Source organism: Marinobacter daepoensis DSM 16072 (assembly GCF_000421165.1).
GTDB lineage: Bacteria > Pseudomonadota > Gammaproteobacteria > Pseudomonadales > Oleiphilaceae > Marinobacter > Marinobacter daepoensis.
On record NZ_ATWI01000010.1, the window covers coordinates 407355 to 423447 of the forward strand.

Consider the following 16093-nt stretch of genomic DNA (forward strand, 5'->3'; position numbering starts at 1 on the left):
TCAGAACTTCAGTGTGATGGAGCCACTGAACACGTGGATATCACCGTCGGCAGTTACTCGGGTTTCATCGCCGTTGTAGTCAACCAGCGTAAAGTCCCGTTCCTGCAGTTGCTGGTACTGGTACCCGAGATCCAGGCGAACCGGGTAGGCCAGCAGGCGTGTGCGGTCGTACGTGGCGCTGATACCAAGCCCCACTACGAGCTTGTCGGTGTCGAGATAGTTCAGTTCGGGGTTGCGGGAGGTTTTCAGGGGCGATTCCTCATAGGCAATACCGCCGCGCACCGCAAAGTTCTTATTCAGCTCATACTCCGCACCCAGGCGGGGAATCAGGATGTCGTCGAAACCGATTCGGCTGCCGGATGCGACTGAACCCTGATCCTTGATGGTATCCCGACCGAACTCATTCTCCAGTTCAGACCAGTTTTGCTGTTCCAGGCTACCGCCAATGCGCCAGCCGTCCCCTTTGTACTGGGTGCCGATGGCAATCGTTTCCGGCTGAAAAGAATCAATGGTGGACACGGCAAGGCTAAGGCCGGGGTCTGGAATGGTCTGGGTTACGATGATGTTGGAATCCACCGTCGTGGAGGCGGCAGACTTTGTTCGATAGGTAATCGCGGTTTCCCAGCCATCCAGAAAACATTCGTTTTCAGGGCAGAAGGTGCTCCCCAGGTCGATGTTGGTGCCTAAGATGGTTTTCAGGGACGGCTCGGCGTTTACAGAGAGCCGTTCACGGCTGGTCTCACCACCCAGGGTCGACACGGCATCCAGGTTTGCAGTGGCTTCCAGGGTTACCCTCACAGAGAGCCCCGCAGAAATGCCGCGCCAGATTGGTGTGGCGCCCCCAATGTTCAGGAACAGGGGTTCTTTGCCGTATTGAAGGTACTGTCCGGTTTCGCTGGTTTCTGAGCCAAAAGCCAGCATTTCCTTCCCGTACTTTTCAACACCGGCGATGAAGCCCAGATAGATGGGGTGGCCAAACCGGGTGAGTGATCCCAGATTGGTTTTCATGCCAATGAGCACATGCTGGCTGGGCGAGTCCGACACAATGTCACCCTGTGCATTTGGGTTGTCGGAGCGCAGCTCCTGCTCAGAATGAAGGATGCCGGTGGTCAGCTCACCCCTGGGGTCTTTGGTTAGCGCTGCGGGGTTGTAGTAGGTTGCCGAGACCTGATCATTGAACATCGACAGGGACTGGGCCGTCGCCACATCGATCGGCATGACGCCATAACTGGTGCCGAGGTTGCCCATGCTGGCATGGGAGGAAACCGAGAGGGAAGCGGATACTGCTGCAACGGCAAGGGATACCGCCCGTACTGAGAATCGGGGGGAAAGAACCATGAATACACTCCGTTCGATCATTGTTTTTGTGCTCAGCCCCGAGGGAGTCCATTCAGGGCTGGTACGCTTGTTCAGGCTCAAGTGTATGGGGCTTGTCTTATCGGGACGTTGGCATTTTTGACACAACGGAGTGTCGGTATAACCACGTAGATAGAGGATTAATTAAAATCGCCTATAACTCATGAGGTTAATGTGGTTTTTGTGTGAAGGATTATTGCAGAATGTTTCTGATTTTGTGAGGGGGGACAAAAAAAGCCCCCTGACGGGGGCTTTTTTTTGTGTCAATAAAGCTGACGCTTACGCGTTCTTCTGTACCTTACGTCTGACCGTCATCAATCCAAGGATACCCAGACCCATGAGCCCGAGTGTGCCTGGTTCGGTAACCGAAACCGGCTTGCCGAAGATGGCAACGTGGGAAATGGCTCCCTGGTTCGGATAGAAGTCTCTGAGGTCCAGAACTTCCTGGCCATCCCAGCTACCCAGGTCAAACAGGTATTGGGGCTGATTGCCGTCTTTAACGACCAGATAGCACTCGGGGCAGAGGATATAATCAGGTCCGTCCCAGGTTATGAGCGCGTTGTTCGGGTCACCCGTAAATTGGGTTGTGTAGGAGGACAGGAATGAGCCTTCTTCTGATCCGCCGTAATTGGATTTATACAACAGGGTCAGGTCGGAAGTGCCAAAGATCGAGGCGACATCACTGGCATCCAGAGTCGGATTGGGCGTGCCCGTGACAGTATGCTGAGCATCCGAGGGTCCAAGAACCAGGGCCAGCGCGCCTACGGACCAGCTTAGTGCTAATCCTGCCACAGCGTACTTCATCGTTTTCATTGTAGCGTTCATCATTGTTCACCTTCTTCAGGGCAAGCCCTGATCTCTAATACAGCTAAAAAGCAATCCCTGCTGTTGCCAATGATCTCAAGCATCATCTGTGCCTGATAACTAATTTGCTTTAAAAACATGGTGTTAAGTTTGTTATGGCAGGGAGGGTGTTGTGATGTGTAAACAAGCTCGACATGGTGTAGTGTGGTTTTCCGAAGGTTGGTCTCGAGCCTGGGTGGCACTGGTGTGAATGAAACCAGAGCGTCCAGCAGAGGGATAGTCTTTGTTTATGGATATCCATTTTTCGATTCAGTATTTCGATATCTTTTAGATATACAATGTATATACTTATTGGAGCCTTTGGTGATGTGGACTTTATATGGCCGATGATCGTATTTCCGACAAACAAGCAGGATTGAGCAAGAAGAAAGCGGGTAAGAAAGACTCGCAGCTGCTGATACGGATTAACAGTGCGGAGCGCGATGAGTTCGTATCGTTGTGCGAAGAGCTGGATACAAGCGCGGCAAGAGAAATTCGAAAGTTCATTCGTAGTTTCATCCGAATCAACAAGGATGAGTGAAGGCGTTAACCCAAGCGAGCATCCGTAAGGAGTCTAAGTATGTCTAAGAAAGCGTCTAAAGAAGTAGCTAACCTCAAGCAGGAAATCAAAGCCCGTAAGGCCAAGATTGCCAAGCAGGAGAGCAAGGTCAAGCGTCTTAAGAAAAAGCTTAAGAAAGCGGCCTAAGCGACCAGCTGGTCATTAGCGTTCGCGCCCGGCGAGAACGTTATCGGCCGCTGTATTCAAAAGCCTCGCCCAGTGCGGGGCTTTTTTGTGGGCTGACTATAACGTGGTTGGCTGCAGGGCAAATGGTTGACGCTGGGTGGTAAAAGCTTGAGGTGTGGTGTTAGCTGCTTGAAATATGGTGGGCCCAGCTGGACTCGAACCAGCGACCAAGGGATTATGAGTCCCCTGCTCTAACCAACTGAGCTATAGGCCCGGAAAGGAAAACGGGCGCCATTATACCCGTGAGAGGTGGCGCCCGCTACTGTCTTGGGGGTTAACTGTTGCCCTGATCGTCAATGAAGCCGCGCAGGTGATCCGAGCGGGAAGGGTGGCGCAGCTTGCGCAGGGCCTTCGCTTCGATCTGCCGGATACGCTCCCGGGTTACGTCGAACTGTTTTCCGACCTCTTCAAGGGTGTGGTCGGTGTTCATTTCGATACCGAAGCGCATCCGCAGCACCTTGGATTCCCGGGCAGTGAGACCGGCCAGTACGGAGCGGGTGGCTTCGCGCAGGCCTTCGGCTGTGGCTGAGTCCACCGGCGAGAGGGCCTGGATGTCTTCAATAAAGTCGCCCAGATGGCTGTCTTCATCATCGCCGATCGGGGTTTCCATGGAGATCGGTTCTTTGGCGATCTTCAGCACCTTGCGGATTTTGTCTTCCGGCATCTCCATACGTTCACCCAGCTCTTCCGGAGTGGGCTCCCGGCCCATTTCCTGAAGCATCTGGCGGGAGATGCGGTTCAGTTTGTTGATCGTTTCGATCATGTGTACCGGAATCCGGATGGTGCGGGCCTGGTCTGCAATAGAGCGGGTAATAGCCTGACGGATCCACCAGGTGGCGTAAGTTGAGAACTTGTAGCCGCGGCGGTATTCGAACTTGTCGACCGCTTTCATCAGGCCGATGTTGCCCTCCTGAATCAGATCCAGGAACTGAAGGCCGCGGTTGGTGTACTTCTTGGCAATTGAGATCACCAGTCGCAGGTTGGCCTCAACCATTTCTTTCTTGGCGCGCCGGGCCTTGGCTTCACCGATGGAAACACGGCGGTTGATTTCCTTGATGTCGGCAACGTCCAGATCCACTTCGGTCTGAACATTCTGGATGCGCTTCTGCAGCCTCACGATTTCGTCCAGGCGCTCACCAATAGCCGCAGCGTAGGGCTTCTTGGTAGCGGCTATTTCACCGGCCCATTCCAGATCGGTTTCGTTGCCAGGGAACCACTTGATGAAGTCTTTGCGCGGCATTTTGCAATCGCGTACGCAGATCTGCATGATCGCGCGCTCGTTCTCGCGTACCAGATCGTTGGTGGAGCGAACGACATTGACCAACTCATCAAACGCTTTATTGCCCAGTTTGAAGGGGGCAAAAACCTGACCCAGTTCATTCAGGGCTTCCTGGGTCTGCTTGTGGCTGCGACCGTGTTTGGCCAGCGCTTGGTCGGCTGCATCAAGTTTTTCTTTCAGCAGCTCAAAGCGAAGCCGGGTTTCTTCCGGGTCCGGGCCATTGTCATTGTCGCTATCGTCTTCGTTATCGTCTTCGTTCTCGGTGTCGTCATCATTACCGCTGTCGTTATCGTCGGCAGAGGTGTCTTCCGATGTATCTTCACCCATGAACGGTTCGGCGTCATCGGGGTCGAGAAAACCGGTGACTATGTCGCTGATACGACCTTCGTTCTCGATAATGCGGTCATACGCCTGGATAACGGTGCCGGCGGTGCCTGGGAAGTGAGCGACCGCAGCCATAACGTCGCGAATGCCTTCTTCGATGCGCTTGGCGATCACAATCTCGCCTTCGCGAGTCAGCAGCTCAACGGTTCCCATCTCGCGCATGTACATGCGGACCGGGTCTGTTGTGCGGCCAGCGTCGGTTTCTACTGCGGCCAGGGCAGCGGCGGCTTCAGCGGCAGCGGCTTCGTCTGCGGTGGAGTCACCTTCGGTCATCAGCAGGGTATCGGCGTCGGGTGTTTCTTCGCACACCTGAATACCCATGTCGTTGATCATCCGAATGATGTCTTCAACCTGATCCGGATCTGCGATATCTTCCGGAAGATGATCGTTTACCTCGGCGTAAGTCAGGTAACCTTGTTCCTTGCCTCGTGCGATGAGGTCTTTCAAACGTGATTTCTGCGAATTGCCTGACATAGACACCCTGTGAACTCGCTTTTAAAAAGGAAAAAAGTTAAACAGCCATTATAGCTGTCGCTCGGTTGCGCTGCCACCGATTGGTTAGATGGTGATCAGGGCAACAGGTTTCAAGTGCTCAGCTCTCAGCCTTCGGATTTAACGTACCTGCGCTGAGCGTTCGGAGCTCCTCCCGTTCTTCCGGGGAGAGCTTTGCCAGATTCCGGAGCAAAGTTGCCAGTCTTTGCTGACGCGCGGCCTCTTCGTTCGGGCTCAGCAGTTCTCTGGCGGCTGCCAGTGTGCTGTCCCGGGCCGGTATGTGCTCCAGTTCGTCAAACAGGTTGTAGAACCTGTCTCTGGCCTGCTTGTTCGTAGCCAGCCCCGTTACCAGTGCTTTTCGGGTCTGTATGTTCTCTGTCAGCATCCAGCGGGAAAGCCGCCCGGCGTGTTCGAGTTGCCGGGTATTGTCCGCCAGGGCCTTTACTTCGGTGGCCAGCTCCGGAGCTTCGAGTAAGGCAAGGCACAGCGTACTGTCTTTGCTGAGCTTGACGTCGATGCGCTCTTCCGGGGCGCGGTTCTGATTTTCCCGGCGCCAGCCCCGGGGCTTGTAGTCTTGCCCCTGTTTTCGGTCCTGCCATTGTTTGCGGCCACCGCAAAGGCGGAGCATTTCGTGCCACATGGCATCTCGCAAGGTGCTGCGAGGCATCTTGTTCAGGAGCGGTTCGACCCTGGAGCGAAGCTCTCCCCGGTTCTCCGGTAGTTGCAGGTCCAGGCCGTCGCTCTGGCGGTCGAACAGATAGCGAGAGAAGGGTGTTGCGCCTTCAATGCGCTGTTGGAAGGCCTGAGGGCCTTCCTTTCGAACCAGTGTGTCTGGATCTTCTCCTTCAGGAAGCATCAGAAATTGCAGATGCAGTCCGTCTGCCATCAGTTCCAGGGCGTTTTCCATGGCCCGGTCGGCGGCCCGAAAGCCTGCCTGATCGCCGTCAAAACAGAACACAATGTGGCGCACCTGCCTGAGTAAAGCTGTCAGGCTGTCCTGATTGGTTGCCGTTCCGAGCATGGCGACGGCATAGTGAATGCCGTGCTGGGCCAGGGCAATGACGTCCATGTAGCCTTCAACCACCAGCAGTTTGTCCAGTTGCCGGATGGTCTGCCGGGCCTCAAACAAGCCGTAGATTTCCCGGCTCTTGTGGAAAACGTCTGATTCCGGCGAGTTGATGTATTTTGCTTTGTCGTCGCCCAGAGTGCGTCCGCCAAACGCCACTGTTTTGCCACGGGTGTTCCGGATCGGGAACATGACCCTGTTGCGGAACAGGTCTCTTGGGCGTCCGTACTGATCGGAAACCGTCCGGGTTTCAATCAGTGGGTCTTTCAGGTCTTTTGGCGCTGCGTCATACAGGGCGGCGCCGGTGCCCGGAGCGTAGCCAATCTGGTATTGCTGGATAATCGTGTCATCCAGCCCCCGTTGTTTCAGATAATCTCGAGCATGGTTGCCCTGAGGGCTCGTCAGTGCTGAGTGATAGAATCGGTTGGCGAAGTCCAGCGCGTCGGTCAGCGTCCGGGCTTGTTGCATTTCCTGCTTGGCCGCCCGATCGTAGGGCACTTCCAGTCCTGCGCGTTTGGCGAGTTCCTCGACCGCATCAGTAAAGCCCAGGCCGTCAAATTCACGAACGAAGCTGATGGCATCCCCGTGCGCGCCGCACCCGAAACAGTGATAAAAACCTTTATCTGGACGGACATTGAACGACGGTGTTTTCTCGTCGTGGAACGGGCAGCAGGCTTTGTAGTTGGCGCCGGCCTTTTTCAGGGTGATCCGTGAGCCGATCAGTTCTGCCAGGTCAATTCGATCCAGCAGGTCTTCAACAAAACGTTGAGGAATCAGTCCGCTCATGATGGCTCCACTTCAGCCCGGGTGCCGGTTGCGAGTCTGCTTTCGCCATAGCCAAAAATGCCGCCGAAGCCAGGCCTCGGCGGCATTTTCAGCTTGCCGGGTAAGGCAAAACGCCATTCCGGCAATCAGTTGTGCAGTCGATGCTCGCCTGAACTCAGTACAGACGCTCGAACTTGCGCTGTTCCCGCTGAAGCTTCTTGAGATGACGCTTAACGGCAGCAGCTGCTTTACGCTTACGAACAGCGGTCGGCTTCTCGTAGTGTTCACGACGACGTACTTCTGACAGTACACCGGCTTTTTCGCAAGAACGCTTGAAGCGACGCAGTGCTACGTCAAATGGCTCATTCTCTTTCACTTTAACAGCTGGCATTCGAAAATCACCTACCTGATAGATTCGGTTTCAATGTGTTCCGCAGGACTGGCCGTGCGGCTCGATCCCTGGTCAGATTGGCTAAAACTCGACCAGTGCATATTTTAGGGCGGCAATAATAGCCGTTGGGCTGGCTCAGGTCAATCACTGTTCAATGAAACTGCCGGAAGCTTTCGGGTTTCTGCTAAAATGCCCGGAACACTTCAGACACTTTTCAGATTTAGTACCCATTATGCTGATTCTCGGTATTGAAACGTCTTGTGATGAGACCGGTGTGGCCCTGTATGACGACCAGCAGGGGCTGCTTGCTCACGCGCTTTACAGTCAGATCGATATGCACGCTGATTATGGTGGTGTTGTGCCCGAACTGGCTTCCCGCGACCATGTGCGCAAACTGTTGCCTCTCTGTGATCAGGTGTTGGTGCAGGCGGGGAAAACGCGTTCAGATATCGAGGGTATTGCCTACACGGCAGGGCCTGGCCTGATCGGAGCCTTGATGGTGGGAGGTTCTGTCGCTCACGCGCTTGGATTTGCGCTGGGGGTGCCGGTCCTGGGGGTGCATCACATGGAAGGGCATTTGCTGGCCCCGATGTTGGAGGATAACCCGCCGGCTTTCCCGTTTGTGGCATTGCTTGTGTCTGGAGGTCATACCCAACTGGTCCGGGTTGACGGGATCGGCGAGTACGAGATGTTGGGGGAGTCGGTGGACGACGCGGCAGGTGAAGCCTTTGATAAGGCTGCCAAGATGCTGGGGCTGGATTACCCCGGAGGACCGAGAGTGGCGGCGCTGGCAGAAAAGGGCACGGAAGGACGGTACCGGTTCCCTCGGCCTATGACCGACCGGCCCGGCCTGGACTTCTCATTCAGCGGTCTTAAGACCTTCACCTTGAATACGGTGAATGCGGCCTCGGACGCCGGCAAACTGGGTGAGCAGGAAAAAGCCGACATTGCTCTGGCTTTCGAAGCGGCGGTGGTGGATACACTGACGATCAAGTGTCGCCGGGCGCTGCAACAGACCGGCTGCCTGCGTCTGGTGATTGCTGGTGGAGTGAGTGCCAATAAACGTTTGCGTTCAGCTCTGGAAGTTATGGCCCAAAAGCTCGGTGGGTCAGTCTTTTATGCCCGCCCCGAATTCTGCACGGATAACGGTGCGATGATTGCCTATGCCGGTGCCCGGCGTTTAAGCGTGGGGCAGCGGGACGGAGAACGGATTGTGGCGGTGCCCCGGTGGCCGATGAATACCCTGCCACCGGTGGCCGAGCCCCGTCAGAACGGGCTGGTGGATTAGGTGCTCGACATCTAAAGCCCGGTTTCGCGCCCCTGGGCAAGGCGTATCAGATTGTTGCGATGCCGCACAACGATCAGAAGGGCCAGAAGGCCGAACAGTGGCAGGGTTTCCGGTTCCAGCAGCGCGCTGATGGCCGGGCCGCTGGCAATGGCTACCAGTGATGCCAGGGCCGAAATGCGCCAGCGCCAGATCACCGCCAGCCACAAGCAAGCCATGATGATCGTGGTGAGTGGTGCCAGAGCCAGACCCGCTCCCAGTGCGGTAGCGACGCCTTTGCCCCCTTTGAAACGGTAAAAGGCCGGGATCATATGGCCGGTTACGGCGAACAGTGCAACCATGGCCTGAACCAGAATGGACATTCCAAAGGTGTGTGCCAGCCAGACGGGCAGCCAGCCTTTGAAGGCGTCGAGCGCCAGGGTGGCTACGGCGGGTTGCCAGCCTCCGGCGCGATAGACGTTGGTTGCACCCGGGTTGCCGGACCCCAGGGCTCGTGGGTCCGGGAGTTTCCAGTGTCGGCAAACGGGGATCGCGAACAGCACTGAGCCGCCCAGATACGCACCTGCGCAGAGTAAGACAATCAGAAATGCTTGGCTGTTAGCATCCATCGCAAGACCAATGTGCAGAGACTGAGCCCTGTATTCTGTGAGAAAATGCCCGCCCGGACACGGGCAGACCGGCAAAAAGTCACAGTATCGTCTGCTTGTGTAATGTTCAATCAGCCAAGAGTGGAAGACTCGGGAGACCAGTTTGGCTAAAGGTGTAAGAGACACCGTCCTGATTGAGGGGCTCGCGGTGGACGCGGTGATTGGTGTGTATGACTGGGAGAGGGAGATCACCCAGCAGCTGGTCGTGGATCTTGAGCTGGCTTGGGATAATTCGGTTCCGGGTGCGAGTGATGATGTGGCGGATGCTCTCGACTACGCGGAGGTCAGTGCGAAAGTCAGTGAGTGTCTGCAGTCACTCCAGCCCAGCCTGCTGGAAAAGGCAGCGGAAGACGTTGCAGCGTTGCTACAGTCTGAGTTCGGGGTTCGCTGGCTTCGCCTGACGCTGAGTAAGCCCGGGGCGGTACCGGCTGCGCGTTCGGTGGGTGTGCGTATTGAGCGGGGAGATAGGAAGTGAAGCGGGTGTACGTCAGCATTGGCAGCAATATTGATCGTTACCGGCATGTCACCGCTGCGCTGGATGCGTTGGCCGATTGGTTTGGGGATCTTGTGATCTCGCCGGTCTACGAAAGTGAGTCGGTGGGGTTTGATGGCTCGAACTTTCTGAATCTGGTGGTGGGCGTGGACACCGACGAGCCCGTTGGGAGGCTTTCCCGGCGTTTTAAAGCGCTGGAGGCCGATAATGGCCGAAAAGCGAGCGCCCCGAAATTCAGCCCCCGGACTCTGGATCTGGATATCCTGACCTGGGGGGATGCCGTCGGTACCGTGGATGGCGTTGAGTTGCCCCGGGCCGAAATTCTCAAAAACGCCTTTGTCCTGAGGCCGCTGGCCGACATCGCGCCGGGCGATCAACACCCGGTGTGTGGTGAGTGCTACGGAGAGCTCTGGCGTGCCTACCAGCGGGACCAGAAACTCTGGCCCGTGGATTTTAGCTGGCGGGAGCGACAGGTCTCCGCTTCAGCCCCTGCTTAGAAATAACCGGATCAGGTTGTCGGTCGCGCTGTCACCGGCCGAGCCACCCTGAGCCCCTCCCAAAAGTCTGGGCAGAATTTCGTTGCCGATCTGTTTGCCCAGCTCGACCCCCCACTGGTCAAAACAGTCGATGTCCCAGATCACGCTTTGGACAAAGGTGCGGTGCTCATAGAGTGCGATCAGTGCTCCGAGTGACTCTGGCGTTAGCTGTTCCATAAGCAGGATGTTGCACGGGCGGTTGCCAGGGATCGCTTTATGGGGGGCCAGGCGGCGGGCAGCATCCGGGGCTAGGCCGGTGTCCAGCAGTTCCTGCTCGGCTTCTGCCTCGGTTTTCCCCGCCATCATGGCCCGGGCCTGGCTCAGGCAGTTGGCAAACAGCGCCGCGTGGTGATGGGCCACGGGGTGGCGAGCTTTCAGCGGGATGATGAAATCCGCGGGGATCAGTCGGGTGCCCTGATGGATGAGCTGATGGTAGGCGTGCTGGCCATTGGCACCAACGCCTCCCCAAAGAATGGGGCCTGTCTGGTAGTTCACGTCAGCCCCGCGCTGGGTAACGCGCTTGCCATTGCTTTCCATGTCCAGTTGCTGCAAGTGCTCTGGCAGGAATTTCAGGTATTCATCGTACGGTAGAACGGCGTGGCTCTGGGCATCCCAGAAGTTGGTGTACCAGATGCTGAGCATAGCCATGATCACGGGCAGGTTGGCTTCCGGTGGCGCCTGCCTGAAATGCTCATCCATTGTTCTGGCGCCCGCCAGGAGTGCCCTGAAGTGTTTCATCCCCAGGGTGAGCGCAATCGGCAGGCCGATGGCGGACCACAGCGAATAACGGCCTCCGACCCAGTCCCACATCGGAAAGGTGTTGTCGGGCTTGATGCCGAAGCGTCTGGCTTCCTCCACGTTGGCCGTGACGGCCATGAAATGTTTGGCAACGGCGGCATCGGTCCCGCCGTTATCCAGGAACCACTGTCGGGCAACCAGGCTGTTTTCCAGAGTCTCCTGCGTCCGGAAGGACTTGGATTGCACCAGGAACAGCGTTGTCTCGGGCTTCAGCGTGGACAGGGTTTCGGTAACGTCGGTGCCATCAATGTTGGCAACAAAGTGGCAGGTGATCGAGCCTTGTCGGTATGGGTGAAGTGCCTCGGCCACCAGTTTGGGGCCCAGGAATGAGCCGCCAATGCCGATACTGACCACGTCGGTGAAACGGTCTCCGGTGAACCCGGTTCGCTCTCCGCTATGGACTGCGTTGGTCAGAGCTTCCATTCGCGCCAGCGTGCGGTGAATCTCCGGCACTATGTTTTCGCCCTGAACGCACACCACGCTGCTTTCGTCTGCTCTCAGGGCGGTATGCAGGGCGGGCCGGTGTTCGGTCACATTAACGATGTCACCATCAAACAGCGCAGCTCTCCGTTTCTCCAGGCCGCAGGCCTGAGCCAGTTGAAGCAGGTGCTGAAGGCTTTCATCCGTTAAACGGTTGCGGGAGAAATCCAGCGTAAGGCCAGCTCCCTCAACCTGGTAGCGGGTTGCCCTGTCCGGGTCATCCCGGAACAGGTCACGCATGTGGGTGGCGGCAAGTTGTTCCCGGGCCGCATTAAGGGCCAGCCATTCCTTTCGGCTGGTCAATGTGGCGTTAGTGTCAGGCATCAGGCGATCCTTTCCATTGGTAATGTGACTCCATGTCTCTGGCTTACCGTTTGACCGAAAGATTATCGATCAGTCGAGTGGTGCCCAGGAACGCTGCAACCAGCAGCGTGATCTCTTGATCTTGGCCGCTGGCAGGCTTCAGCGTGAGGCTGTTCACGATGTTGAAGTAGTCAGGGCGCAGGCCCGCGTTCGTCAACGACTGTCGGGCAGCCTGCTCCAGAGTGCCGTAGTCATTTCGCCCCTGTGCCAGTTGGTCTGCCGTTTCTTTCAGCGTCTGGAATACCGTTGGGGCCACTGCCCGCTCGTCTTCAGTCAGATAGCCGTTGCGGGAACTCTTGGCCAGACCGTCCTCTTCCCTGACCGTCGGGGCGCCTATGATTTCCACGGGGATCATCAGGTCTCTGGTCAGCTTCCGGATCACTGCCAGCTGCTGGAAATCTTTTTCTCCGAAGACCGCAATGTCTGGCTGGACCATGTTGAACAGCATGGTGACGACCGTTGCGACGCCTTCGAAGTGGCCAGGCCTGCTGGCGCCACAATGTCCTTCACTGACTTCAGGAACCACCACTTTGGTCTGGTTCGCCAGGCCTTCCGGATAGACTTCTTCGGCATTGGGTGCAAACACCAGCGTATTGCCTGCCTCGGCCAGCTTCCGCTGGTCTTCCATGAGGGTTCTCGGGTAAGTGTCCAGGTCTTCTCCTGCACCGAACTGCATTGGGTTGACGAAGATGCTGGTTACAACGATGTCGGAGGCCTCAGCAGCTTTCCGGACCAGCGAGGTATGCCCCTCATGCAGGTTGCCCATGGTGGGCACCAGGCCGATGGTTTTGCCCTGTTGGCGATACCCTCGGAGGATTGTTCGTAGTTCTTTTAGTGAGTGTACGGTTCTCATGCCTTGAACGTATGCTCCTCAGCTGGGAAAGACCGCTCTTTAACGGCCTTGGCGTAGGCTGTGATGGCTTCAGGAATCGAGCCGGTATCGGCCAGGAAGTTTTTGACGAAGCGGGGTTTCCGGCCGGTGGTGACGCCGAGCATATCGTGCAGTACCAGCACTTGGCCGTCGGTGTCCGAGCCTGCACCAATGCCGATCACCGGTGCTTTGACGGCCTGAGTAATGCGGGCTGCCAGCGGCGCTGGCACGCACTCCAGAAGGATGATGTCTGCACCGGCTGCTTCCAGCTCACAGGCATGCTCGATCATGGCTTCGGCGGCCTTTTCATCCCGGCCCTGCACTTTGTAACCGCCAAGTTTATTAACAAACTGAGGGGTTAATCCCAGATGAGCACACACTGGTACGCCGCGCTCGCTCAAGGCTTCAATGGTGTCTTTCATCCAGTCGGTGCCTTCGAGTTTGACCATGTGCGCGCCAGCGCGCATCAGCTCTGCGGCGTTGTCCAGGGCATCGGTGACTGTGCCATAAGACATGAACGGCATGTCCGCCATGATCAGAGAGCCTTTGTTGCCTCGCGCCACGCAACTGGTGTGGTAGATCATCTGCTCCATGGTCACCGGGAGGGTGCTGTCGTGGCCCTGAAGTACCATGCCGAGGGAGTCACCGATCAGGATGACATCAACGCCGGCTTCGCTGACCACCTGCGCAAACGTCGCATCGTAGGAGGTCAGTGCCGAGAAGGCTTCGCCTTTCTGTTTGTATTCCCGCAGAGTGTTGATGGTAACTGCCATAAAATCCTTGCCTTTTGGGTGGATGGGCCAGTATCGGGCCGGGTCAGTCAGTGTTCAGAGCGTTAATGTAAATCCCGGGGTGTATAAGACACAAGAGTAGCATGGTCTGTCAGGCCTGAGTGCGCTCAGGTTCCGGCCTTGGGTGGGAGTTTGCGCAGCTGGTTGTCTGCACAGAGGGTGCGCAGCCTTGCCACTGACTGGCCATCCGGGAGTGTCAGACCGGGATTAAGGTCAAGCAGCGGTTGCAAAACGAAGTCGCGATCGGGCAACTCGGCATGAGGAACCGTCAGGCGGGGGTCCCGGATGGATTCCTGCCCATAGAGCAAAAGGTCAAGATCCAGCGTTCGGGGGCCCCAATGCCTCAGCCGCTCGCGGCCATGGGCATGCTCAATGGCTTGCAGGTGGTCAAGTAGCTCATGGGCAGGAAGACGGGTCCGTAGCCAAACGGCACCATTGACGAAATCAGGCTGGTCCTGGGGGCCCACTGGCCGGCTCGCGTAAAACGGCGACTGCGCGACCAGAGTGGTCCCGGGCAAGCCAGCCAGTTCCGAAACCGCCCGGGCCAGTTGGATCGCCGGATCGTCCAGATTGCTTCCGAGTCCGACGTAGGCGTCTGTGGTCATGACTGCTCGGGCTTTCTGACGGGCTTGCGTTTTCGGCGTCTTTTCTTTGGGCCGGCAGCACCAAGCTCAGAAAGCATTTTTTCTTGCTTGCGTTCATCGGCCTGCTGGAAACTCGTCCACCATTGCCCAAGGCCGGGTTCCAGCTCGCCGGCTGCTTCGCGCACAAGCAGGAAATCATAGGCCGCACGGAAGCGGGGGTGGGCCATGGTGCCGAACGCCCGTTTTCCCTGCCTTCGGGGCAGGCGCATCTGCAGTTCCCAGATTTCCTTCATGGGGCCGGAGAAACGTTTCGGGATGGACGTTGCCTGAATCTGGCGTCCGATCACCTTGCCGATGGCGCCATGAAGGGCGGGCTGAACCGGGTCGCCATTATCCTGGCGGCGGCGCCATTCTACTTGCAGTGCGGGCCAGAGCATGGCGGCGAACAGGAAGTAAGGCGTGACGGATTTACCCTGGGCTATCCGGGCATCGGTGTTTCTCAGGGCCTGCAGAATCAGTGTATCGGGCTCCCCTGTGGCCAGTGCGCGCGCGGTTTCCGGGAACAGCGGTGCCAGCAGGTTGTATTGCTGGAGCAAATGATAGGTGGCTTCACCATGGCCGGCAGAGAACAATTTCAGAACTTCGTCGAACAGTCTGGCTGGTGGAATATGGGTCAGCAGAGGGGCCAGCTCACGAATGGGCGCCTCGGTTTCCGGTTCGATCTCGAAATCCAGTTTCGCCGCGAAGCGGATGGCTCTCAGCATCCGGACGGGATCTTCGCGATACCGGGTGTCGGGGTCTCCGATCAGGCGGATTTGCCGGGTGTTCAGGTCCTGAACGCCATTGGCGAAGTCGATGATGGAGAAATCCCGAATGCAGTAATAAAGCGCGTTGATGGTGAAATCCCGACGCAGGGCATCTTCTTCCTGATTGCCATAGACGTTGTCCCGGAGCAGCAGGCCGTGTTCGCTGGTCTTGTGCTCATCGTCAGCCAGATCGTCGCTGGTATCCCGGGCATTGCCTCTGAATGTGGTGACCTCAATGATCTCCCGCCCAAACACGACATGGACGATGCGGAATCGCCTGCCGATCAGGCGCGAGTTCCGGAACAGGTCATGAACCTCTTCCGGCGTCGCGTTAGTGGCAATGTCAAAGTCTTTGGGCTGGCCTCCGAGGAGAATGTCCCGAACGCCGCCGCCCACCAGATAGGCCTCGTAGCCCGACTTGTTCAGCCGGTGCAGTACCTTCTTGGCAGCTTCACTGATCATCGAGCGGGAGATGTTGTGCTGATCTCTCGGGATCTCCTGCCGCTGATAGTGGCGGGCTTTCTTTTTCCCGTTCCCGGGAATGAAGGAGCGGAGTTTTTCAACAAGTCGTTTAGGCATGGAATTCCGTGCGTGCGATGCGCAAAAACGGGGATTTTAACGGTTTGAGCAGCAATTGCACATGTTTACGGGAGACTTTCGGGGAATGCTTTGGTTTGGGCGAGGCTGAAAGGGCTATAAGGGGCTGGGCCAGATAATCAAAAGGCGGACCCGTTTTCACGAATCCGCCCTGAAAGCGTTGACGATCTGCATTGTTTTTGTTGTTGTCGGGATTCTTCTCTGTTTTTTTACCCCACTGAGTTGCCCTCAAGATAAGGACGCTAAGCAGCGCAAACGGAAAGCTTTGAATACACAGAGTGGCCAGAAACACAGGGCGGGTTTTAAAGTATCTGTAGTGTCGCCTGAAAGACGATTCTTCTCTACATCTACAACTCGCATGTGCCGTGGGACCCCTAAAAAGCATAGTACCCAAAACGCTCAGTTCGCTTGCACCCAGTTCTTGTTTTTGTTGCCGGGTGCTTGTGCAGCTATTTGTTTTTGTTTTGGCGCTGCATTGTCACTGTTGTTTTTGTTGTCGTGCGCTTAATAGGTTGCAGAGC

Annotated in this window: 16 protein-coding genes and 1 tRNA gene; 5 read left to right on the forward strand and 12 right to left on the reverse strand. The window is 56.8% G+C overall.

Translation table 11 applies throughout. From position 1 onward, the window contains the following. Both aupA and K325_RS0111780 read right to left on the reverse strand, forming a co-directional pair. Nucleotides 1–1338: an alkane uptake protein AupA gene (aupA, locus tag K325_RS0111775; RefSeq protein WP_029654468.1), complete on the reverse strand. Its 1338-nt coding sequence runs from the start codon at nucleotides 1336–1338 to the stop codon at nucleotides 1–3. Between the two features lie 297 nt (nucleotides 1339–1635). Next, nucleotides 1636–2169 (reverse strand): PEP-CTERM sorting domain-containing protein, encoded by a 534-nt coding sequence (locus K325_RS0111780; RefSeq protein WP_228128441.1) that lies wholly within the window; start codon nucleotides 2167–2169, stop codon nucleotides 1636–1638. A 370-nt stretch (nucleotides 2170–2539) separates the two neighbouring features. Between K325_RS0111780 and K325_RS0111785 the strand changes: the two genes are divergently transcribed. Both K325_RS0111785 and K325_RS18870 read left to right on the forward strand, forming a co-directional pair. Next, nucleotides 2540–2740 (forward strand): hypothetical protein, encoded by a 201-nt coding sequence (locus K325_RS0111785; RefSeq protein WP_051146630.1) that lies wholly within the window; start codon nucleotides 2540–2542, stop codon nucleotides 2738–2740. A 39-nt stretch (nucleotides 2741–2779) separates the two neighbouring features. Beyond that, nucleotides 2780–2905 (forward strand): hypothetical protein, encoded by a 126-nt coding sequence (locus K325_RS18870; protein WP_265596844.1) that lies wholly within the window; start codon nucleotides 2780–2782, stop codon nucleotides 2903–2905. A gap of 176 nt (nucleotides 2906–3081) precedes the next feature. On the opposite strand, the gene K325_RS0111795 is transcribed toward K325_RS18870, so the two are convergent. From K325_RS0111795 to rpsU, 4 genes are all read right to left on the reverse strand, one after another. After that, nucleotides 3082–3158 (reverse strand) — tRNA-Ile (locus tag K325_RS0111795). Between the two features lie 60 nt (nucleotides 3159–3218). Then, nucleotides 3219–5081: an RNA polymerase sigma factor RpoD gene (rpoD, locus tag K325_RS0111800; protein WP_029654471.1), complete on the reverse strand. Its 1863-nt coding sequence runs from the start codon at nucleotides 5079–5081 to the stop codon at nucleotides 3219–3221. A 118-nt stretch (nucleotides 5082–5199) separates the two neighbouring features. Further along, nucleotides 5200–6951, reverse strand: coding sequence for a DNA primase (gene dnaG, locus K325_RS0111805; protein ID WP_029654472.1), 1752 nt, complete (start codon nucleotides 6949–6951; stop codon nucleotides 5200–5202). 154 nt (nucleotides 6952–7105) lie between these two features. Continuing rightward, on the reverse strand, nucleotides 7106–7321 hold the full coding sequence (gene rpsU, locus K325_RS0111810; protein WP_007153483.1) for a 30S ribosomal protein S21: 216 nt from the start codon (nucleotides 7319–7321) through the stop codon (nucleotides 7106–7108). A 232-nt stretch (nucleotides 7322–7553) separates the two neighbouring features. Here rpsU and tsaD point away from each other — a divergent pair, with 232 nt between their 5' ends. Beyond that, a complete protein-coding gene (gene tsaD / locus K325_RS0111815; protein WP_029654473.1) occupies nucleotides 7554–8609 on the forward strand; it encodes a tRNA (adenosine(37)-N6)-threonylcarbamoyltransferase complex transferase subunit TsaD in 1056 nt (351 codons plus the stop codon). A gap of 11 nt (nucleotides 8610–8620) precedes the next feature. On the opposite strand, the gene plsY is transcribed toward tsaD, so the two are convergent. After that, the gene (gene plsY / locus K325_RS0111820) at nucleotides 8621–9214 is read right to left on the reverse strand and encodes a glycerol-3-phosphate 1-O-acyltransferase PlsY (RefSeq protein WP_029654474.1); all 594 of its coding nucleotides are present in this window, start codon (nucleotides 9212–9214) and stop codon (nucleotides 8621–8623) included. Between the two features lie 142 nt (nucleotides 9215–9356). Between plsY and folB the strand changes: the two genes are divergently transcribed. Then, on the forward strand, nucleotides 9357–9728 hold the full coding sequence (gene folB / locus K325_RS0111825; RefSeq protein ID WP_029654475.1) for a dihydroneopterin aldolase: 372 nt from the start codon (nucleotides 9357–9359) through the stop codon (nucleotides 9726–9728). Next, nucleotides 9725–10243: a 2-amino-4-hydroxy-6-hydroxymethyldihydropteridine diphosphokinase gene (folK, locus tag K325_RS0111830; RefSeq protein WP_029654476.1), complete on the forward strand. Its 519-nt coding sequence runs from the start codon at nucleotides 9725–9727 to the stop codon at nucleotides 10241–10243. Before folB ends, folK (K325_RS0111830) begins: the two co-directional genes overlap by 4 nt. On the opposite strand, the gene pgi is transcribed toward folK (K325_RS0111830), so the two are convergent. From pgi to pcnB, 5 genes are all read right to left on the reverse strand, one after another. Next, a complete protein-coding gene (gene pgi / locus K325_RS0111835; protein WP_029654477.1) occupies nucleotides 10229–11884 on the reverse strand; it encodes a glucose-6-phosphate isomerase in 1656 nt (551 codons plus the stop codon). The genes folK (K325_RS0111830) and pgi overlap by 15 nt on opposite strands. Nucleotides 11885–11927: 43 nt before the next feature. After that, a complete protein-coding gene (panC, locus tag K325_RS0111840) occupies nucleotides 11928–12776 on the reverse strand; it encodes a pantoate--beta-alanine ligase (RefSeq protein WP_029654478.1) in 849 nt (282 codons plus the stop codon). Then, nucleotides 12773–13567: a 3-methyl-2-oxobutanoate hydroxymethyltransferase gene (gene panB / locus K325_RS0111845; RefSeq protein ID WP_029654479.1), complete on the reverse strand. Its 795-nt coding sequence runs from the start codon at nucleotides 13565–13567 to the stop codon at nucleotides 12773–12775. The genes panC and panB overlap by 4 nt, the downstream gene beginning before the upstream one ends. 125 nt (nucleotides 13568–13692) lie before the next feature. Further along, nucleotides 13693–14190 carry a 2-amino-4-hydroxy-6-hydroxymethyldihydropteridine diphosphokinase gene (gene folK / locus K325_RS0111850; RefSeq protein WP_029654480.1) on the reverse strand — a complete coding sequence of 166 codons (498 nt, stop codon included), beginning with the start codon at nucleotides 14188–14190 and terminating at the stop codon, nucleotides 13693–13695. Beyond that, the gene (gene pcnB / locus K325_RS0111855; protein WP_029654481.1) at nucleotides 14187–15554 is read right to left on the reverse strand and encodes a polynucleotide adenylyltransferase PcnB; all 1368 of its coding nucleotides are present in this window, start codon (nucleotides 15552–15554) and stop codon (nucleotides 14187–14189) included. Before pcnB ends, folK (K325_RS0111850) begins: the two co-directional genes overlap by 4 nt. Nucleotides 15555–16093: the final 539 nt, after the last annotated feature.

Coding starts and splice junctions, on each gene's coding strand:
- dnaG (WP_029654472.1), bottom strand. CDS start 6,951: ATGAGCGGACTGATTCCTCAACGTTTTGTTGAAGACCTGCTGGATCGA.
- pcnB (WP_029654481.1), bottom strand. CDS start 15,554: ATGCCTAAACGACTTGTTGAAAAACTCCGCTCCTTCATTCCCGGGAAC.
- aupA (WP_029654468.1), bottom strand. CDS start 1,338: ATGGTTCTTTCCCCCCGATTCTCAGTACGGGCGGTATCCCTTGCCGTT.
- rpsU (WP_007153483.1), bottom strand. CDS start 7,321: ATGCCAGCTGTTAAAGTGAAAGAGAATGAGCCATTTGACGTAGCACTG.
- K325_RS0111785 (WP_051146630.1), top strand. CDS start 2,540: ATGGCCGATGATCGTATTTCCGACAAACAAGCAGGATTGAGCAAGAAG.
- panC (WP_029654478.1), bottom strand. CDS start 12,776: ATGAGAACCGTACACTCACTAAAAGAACTACGAACAATCCTCCGAGGG.
- plsY (WP_029654474.1), bottom strand. CDS start 9,214: ATGGATGCTAACAGCCAAGCATTTCTGATTGTCTTACTCTGCGCAGGT.
- tsaD (WP_029654473.1), top strand. CDS start 7,554: ATGCTGATTCTCGGTATTGAAACGTCTTGTGATGAGACCGGTGTGGCC.
- pgi (WP_029654477.1), bottom strand. CDS start 11,884: ATGCCTGACACTAACGCCACATTGACCAGCCGAAAGGAATGGCTGGCC.
- folK (WP_029654480.1), bottom strand. CDS start 14,190: ATGACCACAGACGCCTACGTCGGACTCGGAAGCAATCTGGACGATCCG.
- K325_RS0111780 (WP_228128441.1), bottom strand. CDS start 2,169: ATGAAAACGATGAAGTACGCTGTGGCAGGATTAGCACTAAGCTGGTCC.
- panB (WP_029654479.1), bottom strand. CDS start 13,567: ATGGCAGTTACCATCAACACTCTGCGGGAATACAAACAGAAAGGCGAA.
- rpoD (WP_029654471.1), bottom strand. CDS start 5,081: ATGTCAGGCAATTCGCAGAAATCACGTTTGAAAGACCTCATCGCACGA.
- K325_RS18870 (WP_265596844.1), top strand. CDS start 2,780: ATGTCTAAGAAAGCGTCTAAAGAAGTAGCTAACCTCAAGCAGGAAATC.